Annotated in this window: 21 protein-coding genes; 14 read left to right on the forward strand and 7 right to left on the reverse strand. The window is 74.6% G+C overall.

The features are described 5' to 3' along the window. The first annotated feature begins 72 nt into the window (after positions 1–72). A complete protein-coding gene (locus Q5694_RS07040; RefSeq protein ID WP_333931225.1) occupies positions 73–663 on the forward strand; it encodes an ArsR/SmtB family transcription factor in 591 nt (196 codons plus the stop codon). Continuing rightward, on the forward strand, positions 641–2,044 hold the full coding sequence (locus tag Q5694_RS07045) for an MFS transporter (RefSeq protein WP_333931226.1): 1,404 nt from the start codon (positions 641–643) through the stop codon (positions 2,042–2,044). The genes Q5694_RS07040 and Q5694_RS07045 overlap by 23 nt, the downstream gene beginning before the upstream one ends. A gap of 30 nt (positions 2,045–2,074) precedes the next feature. Here Q5694_RS07045 and Q5694_RS07050 read toward each other — a convergent pair whose 3' ends face one another. Then, positions 2,075–2,710: a TIGR03085 family metal-binding protein gene (locus tag Q5694_RS07050; protein WP_333931228.1), complete on the reverse strand. Its 636-nt coding sequence runs from the start codon at positions 2,708–2,710 to the stop codon at positions 2,075–2,077. Between the two features lie 122 nt (positions 2,711–2,832). On the opposite strand from Q5694_RS07050, the gene hisI reads away from it, so the two are divergent. The 11 genes from hisI to lgt all read left to right on the forward strand — a co-directional run bounded on the left by hisI (position 2,833) and on the right by lgt (position 11,616). Next, positions 2,833–3,228 (forward strand): phosphoribosyl-AMP cyclohydrolase, encoded by a 396-nt coding sequence (hisI, locus tag Q5694_RS07055; protein WP_333931229.1) that lies wholly within the window; start codon positions 2,833–2,835, stop codon positions 3,226–3,228. A gap of 11 nt (positions 3,229–3,239) precedes the next feature. Further along, complete coding sequence (locus Q5694_RS07060) at positions 3,240–4,721, forward strand: anthranilate synthase component I (protein ID WP_333931230.1); 1,482 nt, start codon at positions 3,240–3,242, stop codon at positions 4,719–4,721. A gap of 41 nt (positions 4,722–4,762) precedes the next feature. Next, on the forward strand, positions 4,763–5,407 hold the full coding sequence (locus Q5694_RS07065) for a TIGR02234 family membrane protein (protein ID WP_333931231.1): 645 nt from the start codon (positions 4,763–4,765) through the stop codon (positions 5,405–5,407). A gap of 110 nt (positions 5,408–5,517) precedes the next feature. After that, positions 5,518–5,769 (forward strand): HGxxPAAW family protein, encoded by a 252-nt coding sequence (locus tag Q5694_RS07070; RefSeq protein WP_333931232.1) that lies wholly within the window; start codon positions 5,518–5,520, stop codon positions 5,767–5,769. Positions 5,770–5,851: 82 nt separating this feature from the next. Beyond that, complete coding sequence (locus Q5694_RS07075; RefSeq protein WP_333931233.1) at positions 5,852–6,307, forward strand: DUF2752 domain-containing protein; 456 nt, start codon at positions 5,852–5,854, stop codon at positions 6,305–6,307. Between the two features lie 139 nt (positions 6,308–6,446). Beyond that, entirely contained in the window at positions 6,447–7,256 is an 810-nt protein-coding gene (gene trpC / locus Q5694_RS07080; protein WP_333931234.1) for an indole-3-glycerol phosphate synthase TrpC, read from the forward strand. Positions 7,257–7,277: 21 nt separating this feature from the next. Beyond that, positions 7,278–7,445, forward strand: coding sequence for a tryptophan biosynthesis modulator TrpM (gene trpM / locus Q5694_RS07085; RefSeq protein WP_333931235.1), 168 nt, complete (start codon positions 7,278–7,280; stop codon positions 7,443–7,445). Between the two features lie 134 nt (positions 7,446–7,579). Beyond that, positions 7,580–8,863, forward strand: coding sequence for a tryptophan synthase subunit beta (trpB, locus tag Q5694_RS07090; RefSeq protein WP_333931236.1), 1,284 nt, complete (start codon positions 7,580–7,582; stop codon positions 8,861–8,863). Continuing rightward, the gene (gene trpA, locus Q5694_RS07095; protein WP_333931237.1) at positions 8,860–9,678 is read left to right on the forward strand and encodes a tryptophan synthase subunit alpha; all 819 of its coding nucleotides are present in this window, start codon (positions 8,860–8,862) and stop codon (positions 9,676–9,678) included. The genes trpB and trpA overlap by 4 nt, the downstream gene beginning before the upstream one ends. 86 nt (positions 9,679–9,764) lie before the next feature. Beyond that, positions 9,765–10,541, forward strand: a complete 777-nt coding sequence (locus tag Q5694_RS07100) for a DsbA family protein (RefSeq protein ID WP_333931239.1) — start codon at positions 9,765–9,767, stop codon at positions 10,539–10,541. 82 nt (positions 10,542–10,623) lie between these two features. Beyond that, on the forward strand, positions 10,624–11,616 hold the full coding sequence (gene lgt, locus Q5694_RS07105; protein WP_333931240.1) for a prolipoprotein diacylglyceryl transferase: 993 nt from the start codon (positions 10,624–10,626) through the stop codon (positions 11,614–11,616). A gap of 343 nt (positions 11,617–11,959) precedes the next feature. Here lgt and Q5694_RS07110 read toward each other — a convergent pair whose 3' ends face one another. Genes Q5694_RS07110 through Q5694_RS07135 form a run of 6 tightly spaced genes read right to left on the reverse strand, consistent with a single transcriptional unit; the run spans position 11,960 to position 18,868 of the window. Next, a complete protein-coding gene (locus Q5694_RS07110; protein ID WP_333931241.1) occupies positions 11,960–12,772 on the reverse strand; it encodes an HpcH/HpaI aldolase/citrate lyase family protein in 813 nt (270 codons plus the stop codon). Continuing rightward, positions 12,769–13,968 (reverse strand): CaiB/BaiF CoA transferase family protein, encoded by a 1,200-nt coding sequence (locus Q5694_RS07115; protein ID WP_333931243.1) that lies wholly within the window; start codon positions 13,966–13,968, stop codon positions 12,769–12,771. Before Q5694_RS07115 ends, Q5694_RS07110 begins: the two co-directional genes overlap by 4 nt. Continuing rightward, complete coding sequence (locus Q5694_RS07120) at positions 13,965–15,335, reverse strand: ADP-ribosylglycohydrolase family protein (RefSeq protein WP_333931245.1); 1,371 nt, start codon at positions 15,333–15,335, stop codon at positions 13,965–13,967. The genes Q5694_RS07115 and Q5694_RS07120 overlap by 4 nt, the downstream gene beginning before the upstream one ends. Next, positions 15,323–16,492: an ADP-ribosylglycohydrolase family protein gene (locus Q5694_RS07125; protein WP_333931246.1), complete on the reverse strand. Its 1,170-nt coding sequence runs from the start codon at positions 16,490–16,492 to the stop codon at positions 15,323–15,325. The genes Q5694_RS07120 and Q5694_RS07125 overlap by 13 nt, the downstream gene beginning before the upstream one ends. A 7-nt stretch (positions 16,493–16,499) precedes the next feature. Beyond that, entirely contained in the window at positions 16,500–17,786 is a 1,287-nt protein-coding gene (locus tag Q5694_RS07130; protein ID WP_333931248.1) for an ADP-ribosylglycohydrolase family protein, read from the reverse strand. Next, positions 17,783–18,868: an ADP-ribosylglycohydrolase family protein gene (locus Q5694_RS07135; protein WP_333931250.1), complete on the reverse strand. Its 1,086-nt coding sequence runs from the start codon at positions 18,866–18,868 to the stop codon at positions 17,783–17,785. The genes Q5694_RS07130 and Q5694_RS07135 overlap by 4 nt, the downstream gene beginning before the upstream one ends. A gap of 213 nt (positions 18,869–19,081) precedes the next feature. Between Q5694_RS07135 and Q5694_RS07140 the strand changes: the two genes are divergently transcribed. Continuing rightward, positions 19,082–19,813, forward strand: coding sequence for a VIT1/CCC1 transporter family protein (locus tag Q5694_RS07140; protein ID WP_333931251.1), 732 nt, complete (start codon positions 19,082–19,084; stop codon positions 19,811–19,813). Positions 19,814–19,991 lie beyond the last annotated feature (178 nt).

Consider the following 19,991-nt stretch of genomic DNA (forward strand, 5'->3'; position numbering starts at 1 on the left):
TGCCGGGTGCCGAACGGACGTTGCGCAAAAAAGGAGTTGTGCAACATTCCTTTCCTTTCTACGGTCATGGGCATGGCAGGCGAGGAGCGGGACCGCCGCATCACCGACGTGGGCACCCTCAAAGCGCTGGCCCATCCGCTGCGCATCCGGCTGATGCGCTGCCTGAGACTCTCCCGGGTCGCCACCGCCTCGCACCTGGCCGAACAGGTCGACGAGGCCGTCTCGCTGGTCAGTTACCACCTGCGCAAGCTGGCCGAGCACGGCCTGATCGAGGAGGCCGAGCCGCAGAGCGCCGACGGGCGGGAACGCTGGTGGCAGCCGGCCTCGGACGGGGTGAGCATCCACGACGAGGACTTCCGCGACGACCCCGAACGGGCCGCGGCGCACACCGCGGCCGGCCGTCTCCTGTTCGACCAGCAGGCCGGCATGTACCGGCGATACCTCGACGAACGCCCGCACTGGGCTCCCGAGTGGAGCACCGCGGCGGAGTCCTCCGAGTCGGTCCTGCGGCTCACGGCGCATGAACTTGCCGAACTGGCCGAGGAGTTGCGGGCGCTGGCCCGCAAGTACCAGGAGCGGGGGCGTGCGGCCGAGGCAGCCGGGAACACCGAGGGGCGCGAGAACGTCGCGCTGCACACCCATGCCTTCCCCTTCCGTGACTGAGACCGCCGCCCACCGCGACCCGAACGTGCTGCGCTGGCTCGGCGCGTACACGGCGTCGGCGGTCGGGGACACCGTCTACTACGTCGCCCTGTCCTGGGCGGCCGTCCAGGCCGGAAGCCCTGCCCAGGCCGGGCTGGTGACGGCGCTGAGCGCCGCGCCGCGCGCCCTGCTGATGCCGGGCGGAGGAGTGATCACCGACCGCTACGGGCCGCGCCGCGTGGTCCTCGGCAGCAGCGCCCTGCGCTTCCTGCTGGTCGTCGCGGCGGCCGGAACGCTGCTCGTGACCAGCCCGGGTCTGTGGGCGCTCGGCACGACGGCACTGCTGTTCGGGATCGTCGACGCCGTCTTCCTGCCCGCCGCGGGCGCACTGCCCGCGCGCATCACCGGACACGGCCAGCTGGCCCGCGTCCACGGCCTGCGCGGTCTCGCCACCCGCCTCGCCACGGTCCTGGGCGGCCCGCTCGCGGGCCTCGGCATCGCGCTCGGCGGCACGGCGGGGGCGTTCGCCCTGGCGGCGCTCCTCATCGGCGGATCGCTGCCCGTCCTGCGGGCCGTGCGGACCACGCGAGAGGCGGAGGCGGCGGGGAGTTCCGCACCGCCACCCGGGCCCGCAGCCACCGGTCCGGCGCGCTCACCGGCCGCCGTGCCGAGCGGCACCGAGGGCTCACCGGGTGCCGCGCCGGCCGGGGGCGGTCACTCGCCGAAGGCCGTCCCGGCCGATGCCGCACCTTCGCCGGAGACCGCGCGGGGCGACTCCCCGCACCCGCCGGGTGCCACGCCCGGTGGTCTGCGGGACGGGGTGCGTCACATCGGGCGGCACCGCGTCCTGCGGCCGCTGGTGATCGCCACGGCCCTGGCGGACCTCGGCTTCGTCGGGCCGATGAACCTCGGGCTGATCCTGCTGGCCGAGGAGAAGGGGTGGGGCTCGGCCGGCATGGGGTGGGTGCTCGCCGGGTTCGGCGCCGGGGCCGGGGCCGCCTCGCTGCTGCTCACCCTGCGCGGCCGCGTCCCCCGCGCCGGGCTCGTCATCGCCGGGGGAGAGATCGTCGGCTCCCTGGCGATCGCCGGGCTCGCGCACACCCCGTCGGCCCCCACCGCGACCGCCGTCACCCTGGTCGTCGGCCTGGCGGCGGGACTCGGCGGTGCCCTGCGCGGGGCCCTGCTCCAGGTCACGGCGAGCCCGGCCCACCTGGGCCGGGTCACCTCCGTCGCCACCCTGACCGGGTTCGGCATCGCCCCGCTGACGTTCCCGCTGGTCGGCGCCGCGGTCGAGCGGTGGTCGACCGGCCCGGTCTTCGCGGTGTGCGCGGCGATCTGCGGCCTGGGCGCCCTGGTCACCCTGTGCTCCGCCCCGCTGCGACGCGCCGAACTCCCGCGCTGACCGGGTCCCGGCCCACAAACGCCGGACCGCTCAGATCCCCAGCTGCTTCGACCGCCGGAGTTCGGTGATGGCGTTCTCGTCGCCCGCCAGGTCGACCTTGGCGGCGCTCTGGCGGCCGTAGGAGAACAGCACCAGTTCGGACGGCTCGCCGGTGACCGTGACGACCGGGGTGCCGCGGTGGGCGACCGCCGTCTGGCCGTCGGGGCGGCGCAGCACCAGGCCCGTCGGCACGCCCCGGCCCATCAGGCGGGCCGTGCGCTCCAGACGGGACCACAGGGCGTCCTGGAAGACCGGATCGAGTTCGCGCGGCGACCAGTCGGGCTGGGCGCGGCGTACGTCCTCGGCGTGGACGTAGAACTCGACGATGTTCGAGGCCTCGTCGACGGGCTTGAGGGAGAACGGCGAGAAGCGCGGCGGACCCGTGCGGATCAGCTGGATCAGCTCCTCGTACGGCTTGTCCGTGTACTCGGCCATGACCCGGTCGAGCCGGGGCGCGAGCTGCTTGATCAGCATGCCGCCGGCGGCGTCCGGGCGGCGCTCGCGCACCACCACGTGGGCGGCGAGGTCCCGGGTCCGCCAGCCCTCGCACAGGGTGGGCGCGTCCGGGCCCGCGGTCTCCAACAGGTCGGCGAGGAGAAGTCGTTCACGCTTGGCATGGGTCGACATGCGGCCAGCCTACGGCCGGCCCCCCGGTCCGCCCAGCGGACGTGCCGGTCGAGGCCGCCGCGCCGGTCCGCCCAGTGGACACGGAACCGGGTCCGGCGGCGCGGCGCGGCACAATGGTCGGCATGACCAGCACGTCCGACCGATCCGGCCGCCTCGACCCGGAGATCGCCGCGCGCCTCAAGCGCAGCCCCGACGGCCTCCTGCCCGCCATCGCCCAGCAGTACGACACCAAAGAGGTGCTGATGCTCGGCTGGATGGACGACGAGGCCCTGCACCGCACCCTGACCACCGGCCGGTGCACGTACTGGTCGCGCAGCCGCCGGGAGTACTGGGTCAAGGGCGACACCTCCGGCCACGTCCAGTGGGTGAAGTCCGTCGCGCTGGACTGCGACGCCGACACGATCCTGGTCCAGGTCGACCAGGTCGGCGCCGCCTGCCACACCGGCGCGCGCACCTGCTTCGACGAGGACGTGCTGCTGAAGGACGGCGGCACCGGCGACCCCGCCACGGATCAGTAAGGTCACTCGCCATGGACCTCGAGACGTTCCGCAAGCTCGCCACCGACCGGCGGGTCATCCCCGTCACCCGCAAGCTCCTCGCCGACGGCGACACCCCGGTGGCGCTCTACCGCAAGCTCGCCGCGGAGCGCCCCGGCACCTTCCTGCTGGAGTCGGCGGAGAACGGCCGCTCCTGGTCCCGGTACTCCTTCGTCGGCGTCCGCAGCGCCGCCACCCTGACCGAGCGCGACGGCCGGGCCCACTGGCTCGGCGCCCCGCCCGTCGGCGTCCCCACCGGCGGTGACCCGCTCGCCGCGCTGCGCGCCACCATCGAGGCCCTGCACACCCCCCACCAGGAGGGCCTGCCGCCGTTCACCGGCGGCATGGTCGGCTACCTCGGCTACGACATCGTCCGCCGCCTGGAGAAGATCGGCCCCGGCGAGCGCGACGACCTCCGGCTGCCCGAGCTGACCATGCTCCTGACCAGCGATCTCGCCGTCATGGACCACTGGGAGGGCTCGGTCCTGCTGATCGCCAACGCGATCAACCACAACGACCGGGACACGGGCGTCGACGAGGCCCACGCGGACGCCGTGGCCCGCCTCGACGCCATGCAGGCCGACCTGACCCGCCCGGTCGCCCAGCCCCCGGCCGTGCTCCCGCCCTCCGAACTGCCCGAGTACACCGCGCGGTGGGGCGGCCCCGACTACCAGCAGGCCGTCGAGGACATCAAGGAGCGCATCCGGGCCGGCGAGGCCTTCCAGGTCGTGCCGTCCCAGCGCTTCGAGACGCCCTGCACGGCGAGCGCCCTGGACGTCTACCGGGTGCTGCGGGCCACCAACCCCTCGCCGTACATGTACCTCTTCCGCTTCGACGGGTTCGACGTCGTCGGCTCCTCGCCCGAGGCGCTGGTCAAGGTCGAGGACGGCCGGGCCATGGTGCACCCCATCGCGGGCACCCGCCGGCGCGGCGCGACCCCGCAGGAGGACCAGGCCCTCGCCGAGGAGCTGCTGGCCGACCCCAAGGAGCGCGCCGAGCACCTCATGCTCGTCGACCTGGGCCGCAACGACCTGGGCCGGGTGTGCGAGCCCGGCTCGGTCGAGGTCGTCGACTTCATGTCCGTCGAGCGCTACTCGCACGTGATGCACATCGTCTCGACCGTCACCGGCCGCGTGGCCCCGGGCCGCAGCGCCTTCGACGTCCTCACCGCCTGCTTCCCCGCCGGCACCCTCTCCGGTGCGCCCAAGCCCCGGGCGATGCAGATCATCGACGAACTCGAACCGTCCCGGCGCGGGCTGTACGGCGGCTGCGTGGGCTACCTCGACTTCGCCGGCGACTCCGACACCGCCATCGCCATCCGCACCGCCCTCCTGCGCGACGGCACCGCGTACGTGCAGGCCGGGGCGGGTGTCGTCGCCGACTCGGACCCGGTCGCCGAGGACACCGAGTGCCGCAACAAGGCGGCCGCGGTGCTGCGCGCCGTGCACACGGCCAACCGTCTGGACGGGGCCTGAGACGAACCCCGGGTGACGTATCGCCCGGGGTTCAGGCGATAGTGGAGTACGTGACTGCCGTACCTCACCCCCCTTCCCGAGCCGCCGGACCCTCCCGGGCCGGCCGCCTGAGCCTCGCCGTCGCCCTGCCGGCCGGCGCGCTCGGCGCGGCCGTGGCCCTGCTCGCCACCCGGCAGCAGTGGTCGGAGGGCACCGCGACGGTGGCCGGCGGCGCGTTCCCCCTCACCGCCAAGGGCAGCGACGTCACGGGTGTCCCCGCGGCGCTCGCCATAGTGGGCCTCGCCGCGCTCGTCGCCGTCTTCGCCGTGCGCCGCGCCGGCCGGCTCGTCGTGGCCGGGCTGCTCGCCCTCTCCGGCGCGGGCATCGTCGCCGCGGCCCTGCTCGGCGCCTCCGACAGCTCCGCGCTCGACGAGCAGGCCGCCCAGGCCACCGGCGACACCTCCGCCTCCGTCGGCGCCCTCAGCCACACCGCCTGGCCCTACGTCGCGGCCGTCGGCGGCGTCCTGATCCTGCTCGCCGGACTGCTCGCCCTGCGCTACGGCCGCCTGTGGCCGGGGATGTCCGGCCGCTACGAGCGCGGCGGCAGCAGGCCCCGGCCGCGCCGCGCGGCCCCGGCCGTCGACCCCGACCGGCCCGAGGACCTGTGGAAGGCACTGGACCGGGGCGAGGACCCGACCGGCGCCTGAGCCGCACGGGTGAGGACGGGGCGCACCCCCGGTGACCCGGCGAGTGCGCGTGCGGAACAATGGCCCCGAGCGTCCTGCTCAGACACGCACACAGCAACGAGGAGCAAGCAATGGCGGGCAGCAGCCACGGTCACACCCCGGCCGCCTGGACCGGTGTCATCATCGCCTTCATCGGTTTCTGCGTCGCGGGCGCCTTCATGGTGATGGACCACCCGGTGGGCTTCTGGGCGGGCATGGCGGTCGTGCTCCTCGGCGGTGTCGTCGGCGGCATCATGCGCATGATGGGCCTCGGCCAGCCCAAGGAGCACGGCCAGCCGCACCAGACGACCGGCGACCGCGAGCCGGCGGGCGCCCAGGGCTGAGCCCGGCGCACCAGGCGTCCCCGCGCGAGGGGCGGCCGGCACGCACGTGCCGCAGCCGCCCCTCGCGCGTGTGCGGGGCACAATGCCTGCTGTGAACACCGACCACCACCGGGTGACGGCCGGCCACCGCCGGGCGACGACCGGCCTCGCCGGCCGCCTCGCGATCCCCGCCGGGGTGCTCGCGGCGGCGGCCGCGGCCTTCGCCTACGTCGGCGCGGTGGACCCCAACGAACCCGGCCACTACCCGGCCTGCCCGCTGCTGCGGTACACGGGCCTGTACTGCCCGGGCTGCGGCGGACTGCGCAGCGCCCACGCCGTCGTCCACGGCGACCTCGCCGCCGCCCTCCAGGACAACGCCGCCGCCGTCGCGGGCTACCTCGCCTTCGCCGTGTTCTGGACCGTCTGGGTGGTCCACGCCGTCCGCGGGCGCCCGTTGCGGATCGACCCCCCGGCCGGGCTGGTGTGGAGCCTCGGGGCGTTGCTGCTGGTCTTCACGGTTGTCCGGAACCTGCCCTTCGGTGGCTGGCTCCATCCTTGATCATCTTGTGTACGTCCAGGTAGTGGGACCGGCGTCAACCGGATGCGAGGCCTACGCCCCGCTGCGGATACCATCGCAGTGACCATCGGCTTCCGATCGGTCGCTGGAACTGTCAAGAGTCTGGAAGGGGGCCGCTCGCGTGAGTGTGCTCGACGAGATCATCGACGGAGTCCGAGCCGACCTCGACGAGCGGCAGGCGCGCGTCAGCCTCGACGAGCTCAAGGAGCGCGCGGCGAAGGCTCCCGCCGCCAAGGACGGCGCGGCCGCACTGCGCGGCGACGGCGTCAAGGTCATCTGCGAGGTCAAGCGCTCCAGCCCCTCCAAGGGCGCCCTGGCCGCCATCGCCGACCCGGCCGGCCTCGCCGCCGACTACGAGGCGGGCGGCGCCGCCGTCATCTCCGTCCTCACCGAGCAGCGCCGCTTCGGCGGCTCGCTCGCCGACCTGGAGGCCGTGCGCGCCCGGGTGGACATCCCGGTGCTGCGCAAGGACTTCATCGTCACCTCCTACCAGCTGTGGGAGGCCCGCGCCTACGGCGCCGACGTCGCCCTGCTGATCGTCGCCGCCCTCGACCAGCCCGCCCTGGAGTCCCTCATCGAGCGCGCCGAGTCCATCGGGCTCACCCCGCTGGTCGAGGTGCACGACGAGGACGAGGTGGAGCGCGCGGTCGACGCGGGCGCCCGGGTGATCGGCGTCAACGCCCGCAACCTGAAGACCCTCGAGGTCGACCGCGGCACCTTCGAGCGCGTGGCCCCCGAGATCCCGGACCACATCATCAAGATCGCCGAGTCCGGCGTCCGGGGCCCGCACGACCTCATCGCCTACGCCAACGCGGGCGCCGACGCGGTCCTGGTGGGCGAGTCCCTCGTCACCGGCAAGGACCCCAGGACGGCGGTGTCCGACCTGGTGGCGGCCGGTGAACACCCCGCACTCCGGCACGGCCGGAGCTGACCTCCCGCTAGGCTTGCCCCGATGACCACCACCCTGACGACCGTGGACCGGTACGCCCGCCTCGCGCGCGGCTGCCGCCCCCGCGGCTGCCGTGCGCCCGCCCGCCGGGTCCACGGCCGCCGCGTCCGGTACGTCATCGGCGACGAACCGGGCCAGGTCAACGGCATGCGATGGCAGCGCGCCCGTTAGGGCGCGGGGCATCATCTGACGTGCGGCTGCCGCCGCGCGGACGCGACGAGCCACATACGGCCCGCGGTCGACAGCGAAGCCCTGCCCCCACGGCGATCAGTGCATCCCACACCCACTCACCGTGAGGTATCCGCATGCCCAGCCAGTTCTTCATCCCCGACCCCGAGGGGCGGACCCCGACGCCCGAGGGCTACTTCGGCGCGTTCGGCGGCAAGTTCATCCCCGAGGCCCTCGTCGCCGCCGTCGACGAGGTGGCCGTCGAGTACGACAAGGCCAAGCACGACCCCGAGTTCGCCAGGGAACTCGACGACCTGCTGGTCAACTACACCGGCCGCCCCTCCGCCCTGACGGAGGTGCCCCGCTTCGCCGAGCACGCCGGCGGCGCCCGCGTCTTCCTCAAGCGCGAGGACCTCAACCACACCGGCTCCCACAAGATCAACAACGTGCTCGGCCAGGCCCTGCTCACCAAGCGCATGGGCAAGACCCGGGTCATCGCCGAGACGGGCGCCGGCCAGCACGGCGTCGCGACCGCCACCGCCTGCGCCCTCTTCGGTCTCGACTGCACCATCTACATGGGCGAGATCGACACGCAGCGCCAGGCCCTCAACGTGGCCCGCATGCGCATGCTCGGCGCCGAGGTCATCGCCGTGAAGTCCGGCAGCCGCACGCTGAAGGACGCCATCAACGAGGCCTTCCGGGACTGGGTCGCCAACGTCGACCGCACCCACTACCTGTTCGGCACGGTCGCCGGACCGCACCCCTTCCCGGCCATGGTCCGCGACTTCCACCGAGTCATCGGCGTCGAGACCCGACGCCAGCTCCTGGAGCGCGCCGGGCGCCTGCCCGACGCCGCGATCGCCTGCGTCGGCGGCGGCTCCAACGCCATCGGCCTCTTCCACGCCTTCATCCCCGACGAGAGCGTGCGCCTCATCGGCTGCGAACCCGCCGGGCACGGCGTCGACACCGGCGAGCACGCCGCGACCCTGACCGCGGGCGAGCCGGGCATCCTGCACGGCTCCCGCTCCTACGTCCTGCAGGACGAGGAGGGCCAGATCACCGAGCCCTACTCGATCTCGGCCGGCCTGGACTACCCGGGCATCGGCCCCGAGCACTCCTACCTGAAGGACTCCGGCCGCGGCGAGTACCGCGCGGTCACCGACGACGCGGCCATGCAGGCGCTGCGCCTGCTGTCCCGCACCGAGGGCATCATCCCGGCCATCGAGAGCGCCCACGCCCTGGCCGGTGCCCTGGAGGTCGGCAGGGAGCTGGGCGAGGACGGGCTGATCGTGGTCAACCTCTCCGGCCGCGGTGACAAGGACATGGACACCGCAGCCCGCTACTTCGGCCTGTACGACACCGACGCAGAGGTCGCCGAGGACGCCTCCGGCACCGCCGAGATCGAGGGGGACGCCAAGTGAGCGGCAACCTGCAGCTGTTGAGCGACACCCTCGCCGCGGCCAAGGCGGAGGGGCGTGCGGCCCTCATCGCCTACCTCCCGGCCGGCTTCCCGACCGTGGACGGCGGCATCGAGGCCGTCAAGGCCGTCGTCGCCGGCGGCGCCGACGTCGTCGAGGTGGGCCTGCCGCACAGCGACCCCGTCCTGGACGGCCCCGTCATCCAGACGGCCGACGACATCGCCCTGCGCGGCGGCGTCCGGATCGCCGACGTGATGCGCACCGTCCGCGAGGCCCACACCGCCACCGGCAAGCCCATCCTCGTCATGACGTACTGGAACCCCATCGACCGCTACGGCGTCGAGCGGTTCACCGCCGAGCTGGCCGAGGCGGGCGGCGCCGGGTGCATCCTGCCCGACCTGCCCGTGCAGGAGTCGGCGCTGTGGCGGGAGCACGCCGACAAGCACGGTCTCGCCACCGTCTTCGTCGTCGCCCCCAGCAGCAAGGACGAACGGCTCGCGCAGATCACCGCGGCGGGCAGCGGCTTCGTCTACGCCGCCTCCCTCATGGGCGTCACCGGCACCCGTGCCAGCGTCAGCAACCAGGCGCAGGACCTGGTGGAACGCACCCGGGGCACCGGGACCGACCTGCCGGTCTGCGTCGGGCTCGGCGTCTCCAACCCCGCCCAGGCGGCCGAGGTCGCCGGCTTCGCCGACGGCGTGATCGTCGGCTCGGCCTTCGTCAAGGCCATGCTCGACGCCCCCGACGAGGCGGCCGGCGTCGAGGCCGTGCGCGCCCTCGCCGGTGACCTCGCCCAGGGCGTGCGCGGACGGGCGTGACGACGCCGGAAGTCATACGGGTCCCTCGTACGGGTGGACCTGGGGCCGGGGAGGCGCGGTGCGTCTCCCCGGTTCGTTTCCGGGGTGTGAGCGAGAAGAACCGTGAGGGAAAGCGCACCGCCCGTGAGCGACTGGCGGTCGAGCGCGAGAAGCAGAAGTCCGCGGACAAGCGCCGGCGCGCGCTGATCGTGGGCGGTGCCGTCGTCGCCGTCCTGGGACTCGCGGCGGTGATCGGCGTCGTCGCGGCCAACGCCGGCAAGGACGACGGCGGCGAGGCCTCCGGCCCGGTCGTGGCGCCCTCGGGGGCGCAGGGCAAGGACGGTCTGGCCATCCAGGTCGGCAAGGACGGCGCCAAGTCGACGCTCACGGTGTGGGAGGACTTCCGCTGCCCCGCCTGCAAGTCCTTCGAGACCGTCTACCGGCCGGTGATCCACGAGCTGACCGGGGCGGGCCGGCTCAAGGTCGAGTACCACCTGGTCACCCTCATCGACGGCAACATGCGCGGCACCGGCTCGCGCAACGCGGCCAACGCGGCCGCCTGCGCCCAGGACGCCGGGAAGTTCGCCGCGTACCACGACGTGCTCTTCGACAACCAGCCGCAGGAGGTCGACGACGCCTACGCGGACAACGGCAAACTGATCGAGCTGGCCGGCAAGGTCGACGGCCTGGACACGCCCGCCTTCCGCAAGTGCGTCGAGGACGGCACGCACAACAGCTGGGTCGCCAAGTCCCACCAGGCGTTCGACAAGGGCGGGTTCTCCGGCACCCCGACCGTGCTGCTCGACGGCAGGAACATCTACCAGGACCGCACGATGACCCCGGCCAAGCTCAAGCAGATGGTGCAGAAGGCGAATCAGGGATAGGGAATTCAGCCGCCCCTGTTATGGACCCGTAGCCGGGCCGCCCGCCCCGGGCCCGGTCCGGCACGGTAGCGTCGACCTTGCCATGGAACTTGCCTTCATTCCCAGCCCGTCGCGCGGGGTGCTGTACCTCGGCCCCGTTCCGCTGCGCGGCTACGCGTTCTGCATCATCATCGGCGTCTTCGTCGCCGTCTGGCTCGGCAACAGGCGGTGGATCGCCCGGGGCGGGCGGCCCGGCACGGTGGCCGACATCGCGGTCTGGGCCGTCCCCTTCGGCCTGATCGGCGGCCGCCTCTACCACGTGATCACGGACTACGAGCTGTACTTCAGCGAGGGCCGTGACTGGGTGGACGCCTTCAAGATCTGGGAGGGCGGCCTCGGCATCTGGGGTGCTATCGCGCTGGGCGCGCTGGGTGCCTGGATCGGCTGCCGCCGCCGCGGCATCCCCATGCCCGCCTACGCCGACGCCGTCGCGCCCGGCATCGCGTTCGCGCAGGCCATCGGCCGCTGGGGCAACTGGTTCAACCAGGAGCTGTACGGCAAGCCCACCGACCTGCCGTGGGCCCTGGAGATCACCTCCTCCTCCGACGGCCGGATCCCGGGCACCTACCACCCGACGTTCCTGTACGAGTCGCTGTGGTGCGTCGGCGTGGCCCTGCTGGTCATCTGGGCCGACCGCCGCTTCCGGCTCGGGCACGGCCGGGCGTTCGCCCTGTACGTCGCCGCGTACTGCTCGGGACGCGCGTGGATCGAGTACATGCGGGTCGACGACGCCCACCACGTCCTGGGCCTGCGGCTCAACGTGTGGACCGCGATCCTGGTGTTCCTGCTCGCGGTGACCTACCTCGTGGTGTCGGCGAAGAAGCGGCCCGGCCGGGAGGACGTCGTCGAGCCGGGGGCCGCCGCCCCCGTGGTCGAGGCCGGCGAGGCGGGAGCCGGTGGCGAGGAGAAGACCGAGGCCGCGGACAAGGCGGACGAGCCCGCGGAGAAGGCCGGTGGCGCTTTCGCCGGTGAGGCCGGGCGGGAGGAGACCGGGGACGAGGCGAGGAACGAGGCCGGGTCGGGCAAGAAGACCTGACCGGCTCTCCTCCACGGCATCGCGGGCGCCCCGGAACCGTCCGGGGCGCCCGCGCCGCGTTCCGCCGACGGCGCGCGAAGACCCACGGCCCGCGAAGACCCTGGGACCACTTCCGGACGGGACCGGTGGGCCCTCACCGGTGACCCGCCCGCGACCCTCAGCGGCGGCGGGCCCACCGGGGACGTCTGCGCCGTGCCGGGTGCGACCGTGTGGCCGCCGGGTCCCCGAGCGGCCGGCCACGGGGCCCGAGCGGCGACGGGACGGGACCCTCGGTGGTGGCGACTTCGGTGGGCTCCCGCCCCCCGGGCGGGGTCGGGCCCTCGGCGGCCACGGGCCGCGATGGTCAGCGGTGGCGGGTCAGGGAGAGGGTGCGCTGGGCCGCCGTCACCATCGCCGCGTCGATGAAACGGCCGTCGGGCAGGGCCTGGGCACCCGGGTCGCTCGCCGCCGCCTTGAGGACCGACTCCGCCCGCTCGATCTCCTCCTCGGTGGGCAGGTAGGCGCGCTCGATCACCGGAAGCTGCCGGGGGTGGATCGCGGCCCGGCCGAGGAAACCCAGCGCGCGGCCGTGCGCGCAGGAGGCGGCCAGGCCCGGCAGGTCGCGGATGTCGGGGTGGACCGACTGGGCAGGCGGGGGCAGACCCGCGGCCCGGGCGGCCACGATCACCCGTGACCGCGACCAGTCCAGACCCCGGTCGTCGCGCACGCCCAGGTCGGCCCGCAGGTCCGCCTCGCCGAGGGAGATGCCGCGCAGGCCCGGGTGGGCGGTGGCGATGACATACGCCAGTTCCACGGCGAGGGCCGACTCCACCAGGGCGTGCAGGCCGGTCGCGACCCGGCTCCCGACCTGGATGATCTCCGCGGGCGAGGTCACCTTGGGCAGGCGCAGCCCGGACAGGCCGGGCGCCCGCGCGAGGGCGGCGACGTCCTCCTCGCCCCACTGACTGCCGAGGGCGTTGACGCGGACGTGGACCGGGACCGGCGGCGGCTCGGCGAGGAACTCGGCGGTGGCGGCCCGGGCGTACGCCTTGCGGTCGGGGGCGACGGCGTCCTCCAGGTCGACCACCACCGCGTCGGCACCGCGGGTGAGGGCCTTCGCCACCACGTGCGGCCGGTCGCCCGGGGCGTAGAGCCAGGTGAGGGGGTGGCGCGTCACAGGGCGCCCTCGGTGCGCAGCGCGGTGAGGTCGGCCGGGGTCAGACCCAGTTCGGTGAGGACCTCGTCGGTGTCGGCGCCGTGCGGCCGGCCGGCCCAGCGGATCGCGCCGGGCGTGGCGGACAGGCGGAAGAGGACGTTCTGCATGCGCAGGGGACCCAGCTCCGGGTCGTCGACGGTGGTGACGGTGCCCAGGGCCTGGTACTGCGGGTCCGCCATCACGTCCCGGACGTCGTAGATCGGAGCCGCCGCCGCCTCGGCCTTCTCGAAGGCGGCCAGCACGTCGGTGCGGGTGCGCGCGGCGATCCAGGAGCCGACCGCCTCGTCCAGGACGTCGGCGTGGCGGGCGCGGTCGGCGCCGGTCGCGAACCAGGGCTCGTCGATCAGCTCCGGGCGGCCGACCAGGTGCATCACGCGCTCGGCGACCGACTGGGCGGAGGTGGACACCGCGACCCAGGAGCCGTCCGCGGTGCGGTAGACGCCGCGCGGCGCGTTGTTGGGGGAGCGGTTGCCGGTGCGCGGCTGCACGTGCCCGAGCTGGTCGAACCAGAGGGGCTGGGGGCCGAGCGCGGCCAGGATGGGCTCGATCAGGGCCGTGTCCACGACCTGGCCCTCGCCGGTGCGCTCCCGCGCCGCGAGGGCCGTCATCACGGCGTACGCCGTCGTCAGCCCCGCGATGGCGTCGGCCAGGCCGAACGGGGGCAGGGTCGGGGGCGCGTCCGGTTCGCCGGTGATCGCGGCGAAGCCGCTCATGGCCTCGGCGAGGGTGCCGAAGCCGGGCCGGTGGGCGTAGGGGCCGAACTGGCCGAACCCGGTCACGCGGGCCAGCACCAGCCGGGGGTTGGCGGCCGACAGCTCCGGCCAGCCGAGGTCCCACTTCTCCAGGGTGCCGGGGCGGAAGTTCTCGACGATCACGTCGGCGGTGGCGGCGAGGCGCAGCAGTGTGGCGCGGCCACCGGGCTTGGACAGGTCCAGGGTGATGGTGCGCTTGTTGCGGCCGAGCGTCTTCCACCACAGGCCCACGCCGTCCTTGGCCGGGCCGTGGCCGCGTGAGGGATCCGGCTTCGCGGGATGCTCGACCTTGACGACCTCCGCGCCGAAGTCGCCGAGCAGGGTGGCGGCCATCGGGCCGGCGAAGAGGGTGGCGAGGTCGAGAACGCGCAGACCGGACAGGGGCGCGGGCTGAGGCGCTGTCATGAGCGGTGCATCTCCCGGTGCGTGAGGTGGGCGAGCGTGTCGAATCCGATGCCGTTGAAATCGCCCACCGACGTGGACAGGCGGTTCTTCAGGGGTGCCGTCCAGTGGTCCGGCAGCGCCGCGGGGTGCCCGGCCAGCAGGCCCGCGATGCTCCCGGCCGTCGCTCCGACCGAGTCCGTGTCCCAGCCGCCGCCGACCGCGCGGCTGATCGAGCCGCCGAAGTCACCGTCGGCGTGGGTGAGCGCGGCCGCGGTCAGGGCCGTGTTGGGGACGGCGTGCACCCAGTGGTGGCCTTCGGCGTGCACGGCGTGCAGCTCGTCGACGACCGTGTCGAAGTCCTCGTGCTCGCGCGCCAGCCGCACGGCGTGCCGGACGGCCGCGGCGAGGCGGGAGCGCGGGGGGACGACGGTGAGGCCGGCGCGCAGGCAGGCGTGGACGTCGTGGTCGCCGGTCGCGGCTGTCGCGATCGCGACCGCGGTGAACATCGCCGCGTAGACGCCGTTGCCGGTGTGGGTCAGCGTGGCGTCCCGGTGGGCCTGTTCGGCGGCGGCGGCCGGGTCGCCGGGGTGGGTCCAGCCGTGCACGTCGGCGCGGATCAGGGCGCCGATCCACTCCCGGAACGGGTTGCGGTGGCGGGCGGTGTGCGGGGGCTCCAGGCCGCAGAGCAGATTGCGGTAGGCGACGCGCTCGGCGGTGAAGGTGCGGCCCGCGGGGAGTTCGTCGAGCCAGGTGCGGGCCACGTCGGCGGTGGTGAAACCCGTGCCGTGGCGCCGGAGCAGGATCAGGTTCAGCAGGGGGTAGTTGAGGTCGTCGTCCTCGGGCATGCCGTCGATGTTCTCGGCGAGGGAGGTGGCCGCCGAGCGGCGGTTCCAGGGGTGTTCCCGCAGCAGGTCCGGCGGCACACCGCGGGCGGTGAAGTAGCCGGCGAGGGGCCAGTTGCCGGTGGCGCGGGCGAGCCGGCGGACGGCGTCGAGGGGCAGTTTCTCGACCGGCTTTCCCAGCAGGCAGCCGGCGGCCCGGCCCAGCCAGGCGGCCTCCAGGCGGTCGGTGGTGGTGGCCGAGCGGGCCGAGCGGGCCGAGGGGGCCGGCCAGTCGGGGCAGGCGGCCCGGATCGCCTCCAGGCCGGTCGGCTCGTCGTCCGCCAAGGCGCTGGGCAGGTCGGCCAGTTCGTCCAGGAGGTCCTCCGCCAGGCGGCGCAGGGAGCGGGAGGCCGGGGTGGGGGACGCCCCGGCCGCGAGGGGGGCCGGTGCGCCGCCCGCGGCGCGCCAGCGGGCCGCGATCCGCGACGGTTCCCGGCCGTCCTGGGCCGCCTGGCGCAGCTCGTGGCCGATCAGGTCCTCCGGCTGCACCCAGGTCAGTCGCAGCATTCCCGGCCTCCGAGGGAGGCGAACGCCCGCTCGTGGGCGCGGCGGCGGGCCACGTCCTTGGCGAAGATCTCGCGGGTCACGGCCGTGAGCGTCGCCGCCGGCTCCCACAGGTCCAGACGGCTGGCCTCCGCCACCGTCTTCGCCCACTCCTCGGGCACCGGCGAGCCGAGGGCGCCGGCCAGGGCGCCCGCCATGGTGGCGATGGAGTCGCAGTCGCGGCCGTAGTTCACCGCGCCCAGGACCGCGTGGCGGTAGTCGCCGCGCGCCACGAGCAGCATGCCCAGCGCGACCGGGAGTTCCTCGACGGCGTGCAGCCGGGACGGGCGGCGGGCGCCCAGGGAGGGCGCGCGGTAGTCGGGGCCCACGGTGTCGAAGGGGGTGACCGCCTCGCGCAGCGGGGCGAGCGCCGACTCGAAGTCCGTGTGGCGCGAGGCCTCCTCGCAGACCTGTTCGATCGCCGCGCGGGTGCCGTCCTTCGCCAGGGTCAGACACGCCGAGACGACCGAGTCCGGACTCGACCCGGGGGTGCAGGCGGCGGCCACGGCGGCGGCCAGCACGCCCGCCGCCTCACGGCCGTACGACGACTGGTGTGCGCCGGCGACGTCCAGGGCCTCGGCGTACGCCGCCCGCGGGTCGGCCGCGTTGACCAGGCCCACCGGGGCCGCGTACATGGCCGCGCCGCAGTTGACGATGTTGCCGGTGCCGGCCTCGCGCGGATCGGCGTGGCCGTAGTGGAGCCGCGTGACCAGCCACTTCTCGGCGAGGAAGAGGCGCTGCAGGGGGAGTGCCTCGGTCTCCAGCTCGGGGATCCAGCGGGGTTCGGTCATCAGGTCGGGGACCAGGTGGTCGGCGATCGCGTAGGCGTCGAGGTGGTCGCGGACCCGGGCGTAGACGCGGATCAGGGCGTGCGTCATCAAGGTGTCGTCGGTGACGTGGCCGTCGCCCTTGTGGTACGGGGCCAGGGGGCGGGCGGTGCGCCAGTCGTCACCGTGCCAGGGGCCGACGACGCCGTGCACGCGGCCGCCGTGGCGTTCCAGGATCTGCTCGGGGCTGTAGCCCTCGACGGGGCCGCCGAGGGCGTCGCCGACGGCCGCGCCGACGAGGGCGCCGGTGATCCGCTCGTCCAGGGTGGCGTTTTGGTGTGATTCGGGCTGCATGGCCGCATCATCCTCCCGGTCGGGCCGGTTGTGCTGCTTCCAGCAGCCCGGCGAGTTCCACCAGGTCGGTGCCGGTGAGGCGGGGCAGGACGCAGCCGGAAAGGGTGCGGCAGGTCTCACGCCAGGACGCCGGGATCGACGCGCCGCCGCCCAGGGCGCCGGTGAGGGCCCCGGCCAGGGCCGGGGCGGAGTCCGCGACGCGGGACAGGCAGGCCGCGGCCGGGACGGCCTCCGCGATGCGGCCGCGGGCGGCGGTGGCCAGGGCGAGGGCGACCGGCACGGTCTCGGCGGCTGCGATGCCGTAGCTGTAGACGTGGTCGACGATCTGGTGCTCCAGGGGCGGGACCAGGGCGAAGGTGCCGTCCGCCGCGGCGGCCAGGCGCAGGGCGTGCCGGGCGTTGCGGCCGATCTCCGTGGTCTCGGGCAGTTCGGCCAGGGCCGCCGCGACGCAGGCGCCGACGTCCGCGCCGGCCAGGGCGAGGGCGAGGGCCGCCGCCATCGCGCGGGCGCCGTGCACGCCGTCGCCGTCCTGGATGTAGCGGGCGTCGAACTCGGCCAGGGCGGCGGCGCCGGCCGGGTCGCCGGGGTGGGCCGCGGCCAGGACGCAGGCGCGGACGCAGGCGGCGTCGTCGAAGTAGTGCGGGTTGTCGTGGCCGGTGGCGGGCGGGCGCAGACCGGTGGCGAGGTTGCCGAGGCCGGCGCGGACGGAGATGCGGGCCCGCAGGGGCAGGACGGCGGACTCGATCTCCGGGGCGCGGTCCGCCGCGGCGGCGACCTCCCCGGCGACGGCGTTCCAGGTGAGGTCGATGGCGGCCCGGATACGGCGGTCCCGGCCGAGGTCGTCGAGGACCGTGTCCGCACCGGCGCTCAGGAGGGCCTCGGCGGCGAAGGCCGCCCATTCGGCGTCGTCGGAGGGGCCGAGGCGCAGCGGCTCGGGGGGCTGGTTCAGGGCGATGGGGACGGGCAGGGTGGTCGTGGCGTTCTGCTCGGCGAAGGTGTCCAGTTCGCGGGTGAGGCGGCGGGTCCAGTCGGGCATGCGGGCGGCTCTGTGCCGGGCGGCGGGCCAGCCGGCGGCGTCGCCGGCGGCGAGGCCCAGCAGGAGCCCTTCGGTCCGGCTGCCGGCCCCGGCCTCGCCGGCGGCCCCGGTGTCCTCCGCCCACGCGCCGCCCGCGACCGTCACTCGAGCGGTCCCGGTCTCCCGTGGGGCGTGCGCGCCGAGGGCGGCCGGCGGGTCGTGCTGTGCCGTGGCTGCCTGCCGCGCAGTGCCGGGCGGTGTCATCTCGTCCGTCGTCATGGGGACGCCTCCGATTCGTCTCCCGCCGCCAGGACGAAGTCCGCCGGGGCCGGCCCGGGGTCCGTCGGGGCCGGTTCCCGGGAGGGGGGCTGCGGGGTCAGCAGGTCCGCCACGTCCAGGACGTGGTAGCCGGCCATCGCCGGGAGGCAGCTGCCGCGGACCGGGCCGATGGGGGCCGCCCAGCCGGCCGGGATCGCCGACACCCCTTGCGTCGCCCCGGCCAGCGCTCCCGCCACCGCCGCCGTCGTGTCCGCGTCGCGGCCCATGTTGACCGCCGTCAGGACGGACTGCTCGAAGTCGCCGTCGGCCGCCGCGTACGCGCCGAAGGCGAGCGCGACCGCCTCGGGGGCCAGGTCGGTCCAGGGGTAACCGCCGATGACGACCGCGGAACGCACGGCGCGTTCGCCGCGGTGGGCGGCCGTCACGGCCCGGCGCAGGCAGCGCGCGGTCCACGAGTCGTCGGGCACGACCGCCAGGGCAGCGGCCACGACCGCGATCACCTGGGCGCCCGCCATCGCCGCGGCGACGCCCGCCGCCACCGCCCGGCCCCCGTAGATGCCCTCGCCGTCGTGGCTCACCGAGCCGTCGATCGCGACCAGCCGGGCCGCCTCCGCCGGGCGGCCCGCGGCGAAGACGCCGAAGGGCGCCGCGCGCATGGCCAGGCCGTCGCTCCAGGCGTGCCGGTGCTGGGCGGAGATGGGGGCGGCCAGGCCCCGGCGCAAGTTCTCCAGCGTGCCGCGTTCGCTGAAACCGGCACCGCGGAACGGGCCCTCGTGGCGGTCGGCGATCAGTTCGTGCCAGGCCGTCTCCACATGGGCCGGGGTCAGCGCGGAGCCGTGCCGGGCCAGCAGGAGACCGGAGAAGATCGCGTACTCGGTGTCGTCCGTGCCCGCCGGGTTCTCCGCCACGTACCCGGTGATGCGCCCCCAGCGCGCCCGGATCTCGGAGGGCTTCATGTTCTCCGCGGGCGCCCCGAGCGCGTCACCGACGGCCAGGCCCAGCAGGGCGCCCCGGGCCCGGGCGCGGAACCCGGCGGCGTCCGGCGGTTCCGGGGCGGAGGGGGTGCGGGCGGTCGATGCCATGCGGCATGTGTCCCACCCGGGCGGGCGGCGCGAGCACGAGGAGCCCCAGCGTCACCCGGTCGACGCCCGGGCAGCAGAATGGGCGGAGAGGCCGCCGGAGGGTAAAAGCGCAGGTTAGCGCAGCCTTTCCTTGCTGGCGGGGACGGAATTCCGAGCGTAGTTTGGGGGTTGTACAAATCTGGAACTAGTCCAGACAAGGGGAGCGGATCTTTCATGGCGATCATCGACACCGAGGCGGCGCTGCACGAGGCGCACCGGGACAACCACACGCACCGGGACGTGAACGGCGGCTGGCTGCGTCCGGCGGTGTTCGGTGCCATGGACGGCCTCGTCTCCAACCTCGCCCTGATGACCGGTGTCGCCGGCGGGGCGGTCGGCCAGCACACCGTCGTCCTCAGCGGACTGGCGGGCCTGGCGGCCGGCGCCTTCTCCATGGCCGCGGGCGAGTACACCTCGGTGGCCTCCCAGCGGGAGCTGGTCGAGGCCGAGCTGGACGTGGAGCGGCGCGAGCTGAAGAAGCACCCGAAGGACGAGGAGGCCGAGCTGGCCGCGCTCTACGCGGCCAGGGGCGTCGAGCCGCGGCTGGCCGAGGAGGTCGCCCGGCAGCTGTCGAAGGACCCCGAGCAGGCACTGGAGATCCACGCCCGGGAGGAACTGGGCATCGACCCCGGGGACCTGCCCTCGCCCACCGTGGCCGCGGTGTCGAGTTTCGGCTCCTTCGCGCTGGGCGCCCTCGTCCCGGTGCTGCCCTACCTGCTGGGGGCGACCACGCTCTGGCCGGCCGTCCTGCTCGCGCTGCTCGGGCTCTTCCTGTGCGGCGCGGTCGTGGCCAAGGTGACGGCCCGGACCTGGTGGTACAGCGGGCTGCGGCAGTTGCTGCTGGGCGGCGCGGCGGCCGGTGTGACGTACGCCCTGGGCACCCTGTTCGGAACGGCCGTAGGATAGGGCGGCTCGGACCTATGCAAGGGACCGCATAGGTAGTCGTTACTCGCTGGTTTCGGGGGCGCAACGACCGGGCATGAGCCGTAAGCGCCGCGGGCAACGACGCCCGCCGCGCACTCGACGGGGTGGGCGACGGCGCCCGCTCCGCCCCCTCGGGCCGACGCAGGCCGATCCGACCGAT

It is taken from the genome of Streptomyces sp. AHA2 (genome assembly GCF_036857595.1).
Classification (GTDB): Bacteria; Actinomycetota; Actinomycetes; order Streptomycetales; family Streptomycetaceae; genus Streptomyces.

Excerpts from the sequence above, each read along its gene's own strand:
- Q5694_RS07040 (WP_333931225.1), top strand. The coding sequence starts at position 73 with ATGGCAGGCGAGGAGCGGGACCGCCGCATCACCGACGTGGGCACCCTC.
- Q5694_RS07045 (WP_333931226.1), top strand. The coding sequence starts at position 641 with ATGCCTTCCCCTTCCGTGACTGAGACCGCCGCCCACCGCGACCCGAAC.
- Q5694_RS07050 (WP_333931228.1), bottom strand. The coding sequence starts at position 2,710 with ATGTCGACCCATGCCAAGCGTGAACGACTTCTCCTCGCCGACCTGTTG.
- hisI (WP_333931229.1), top strand. The coding sequence starts at position 2,833 with ATGACCAGCACGTCCGACCGATCCGGCCGCCTCGACCCGGAGATCGCC.
- Q5694_RS07060 (WP_333931230.1), top strand. The coding sequence starts at position 3,240 with ATGGACCTCGAGACGTTCCGCAAGCTCGCCACCGACCGGCGGGTCATC.
- Q5694_RS07070 (WP_333931232.1), top strand. The coding sequence starts at position 5,518 with ATGGCGGGCAGCAGCCACGGTCACACCCCGGCCGCCTGGACCGGTGTC.
- Q5694_RS07075 (WP_333931233.1), top strand. The coding sequence starts at position 5,852 with ATGCCTGCTGTGAACACCGACCACCACCGGGTGACGGCCGGCCACCGC.
- trpM (WP_333931235.1), top strand. The coding sequence starts at position 7,278 with ATGACCACCACCCTGACGACCGTGGACCGGTACGCCCGCCTCGCGCGC.
- trpB (WP_333931236.1), top strand. The coding sequence starts at position 7,580 with ATGCCCAGCCAGTTCTTCATCCCCGACCCCGAGGGGCGGACCCCGACG.
- lgt (WP_333931240.1), top strand. The coding sequence starts at position 10,624 with ATGGAACTTGCCTTCATTCCCAGCCCGTCGCGCGGGGTGCTGTACCTC.
- Q5694_RS07115 (WP_333931243.1), bottom strand. The coding sequence starts at position 13,968 with ATGACAGCGCCTCAGCCCGCGCCCCTGTCCGGTCTGCGCGTTCTCGAC.
- Q5694_RS07120 (WP_333931245.1), bottom strand. The coding sequence starts at position 15,335 with ATGCTGCGACTGACCTGGGTGCAGCCGGAGGACCTGATCGGCCACGAG.
- Q5694_RS07125 (WP_333931246.1), bottom strand. The coding sequence starts at position 16,492 with ATGCAGCCCGAATCACACCAAAACGCCACCCTGGACGAGCGGATCACC.
- Q5694_RS07130 (WP_333931248.1), bottom strand. The coding sequence starts at position 17,786 with ATGACGACGGACGAGATGACACCGCCCGGCACTGCGCGGCAGGCAGCC.
- Q5694_RS07135 (WP_333931250.1), bottom strand. The coding sequence starts at position 18,868 with ATGGCATCGACCGCCCGCACCCCCTCCGCCCCGGAACCGCCGGACGCC.
- Q5694_RS07140 (WP_333931251.1), top strand. The coding sequence starts at position 19,082 with ATGGCGATCATCGACACCGAGGCGGCGCTGCACGAGGCGCACCGGGAC.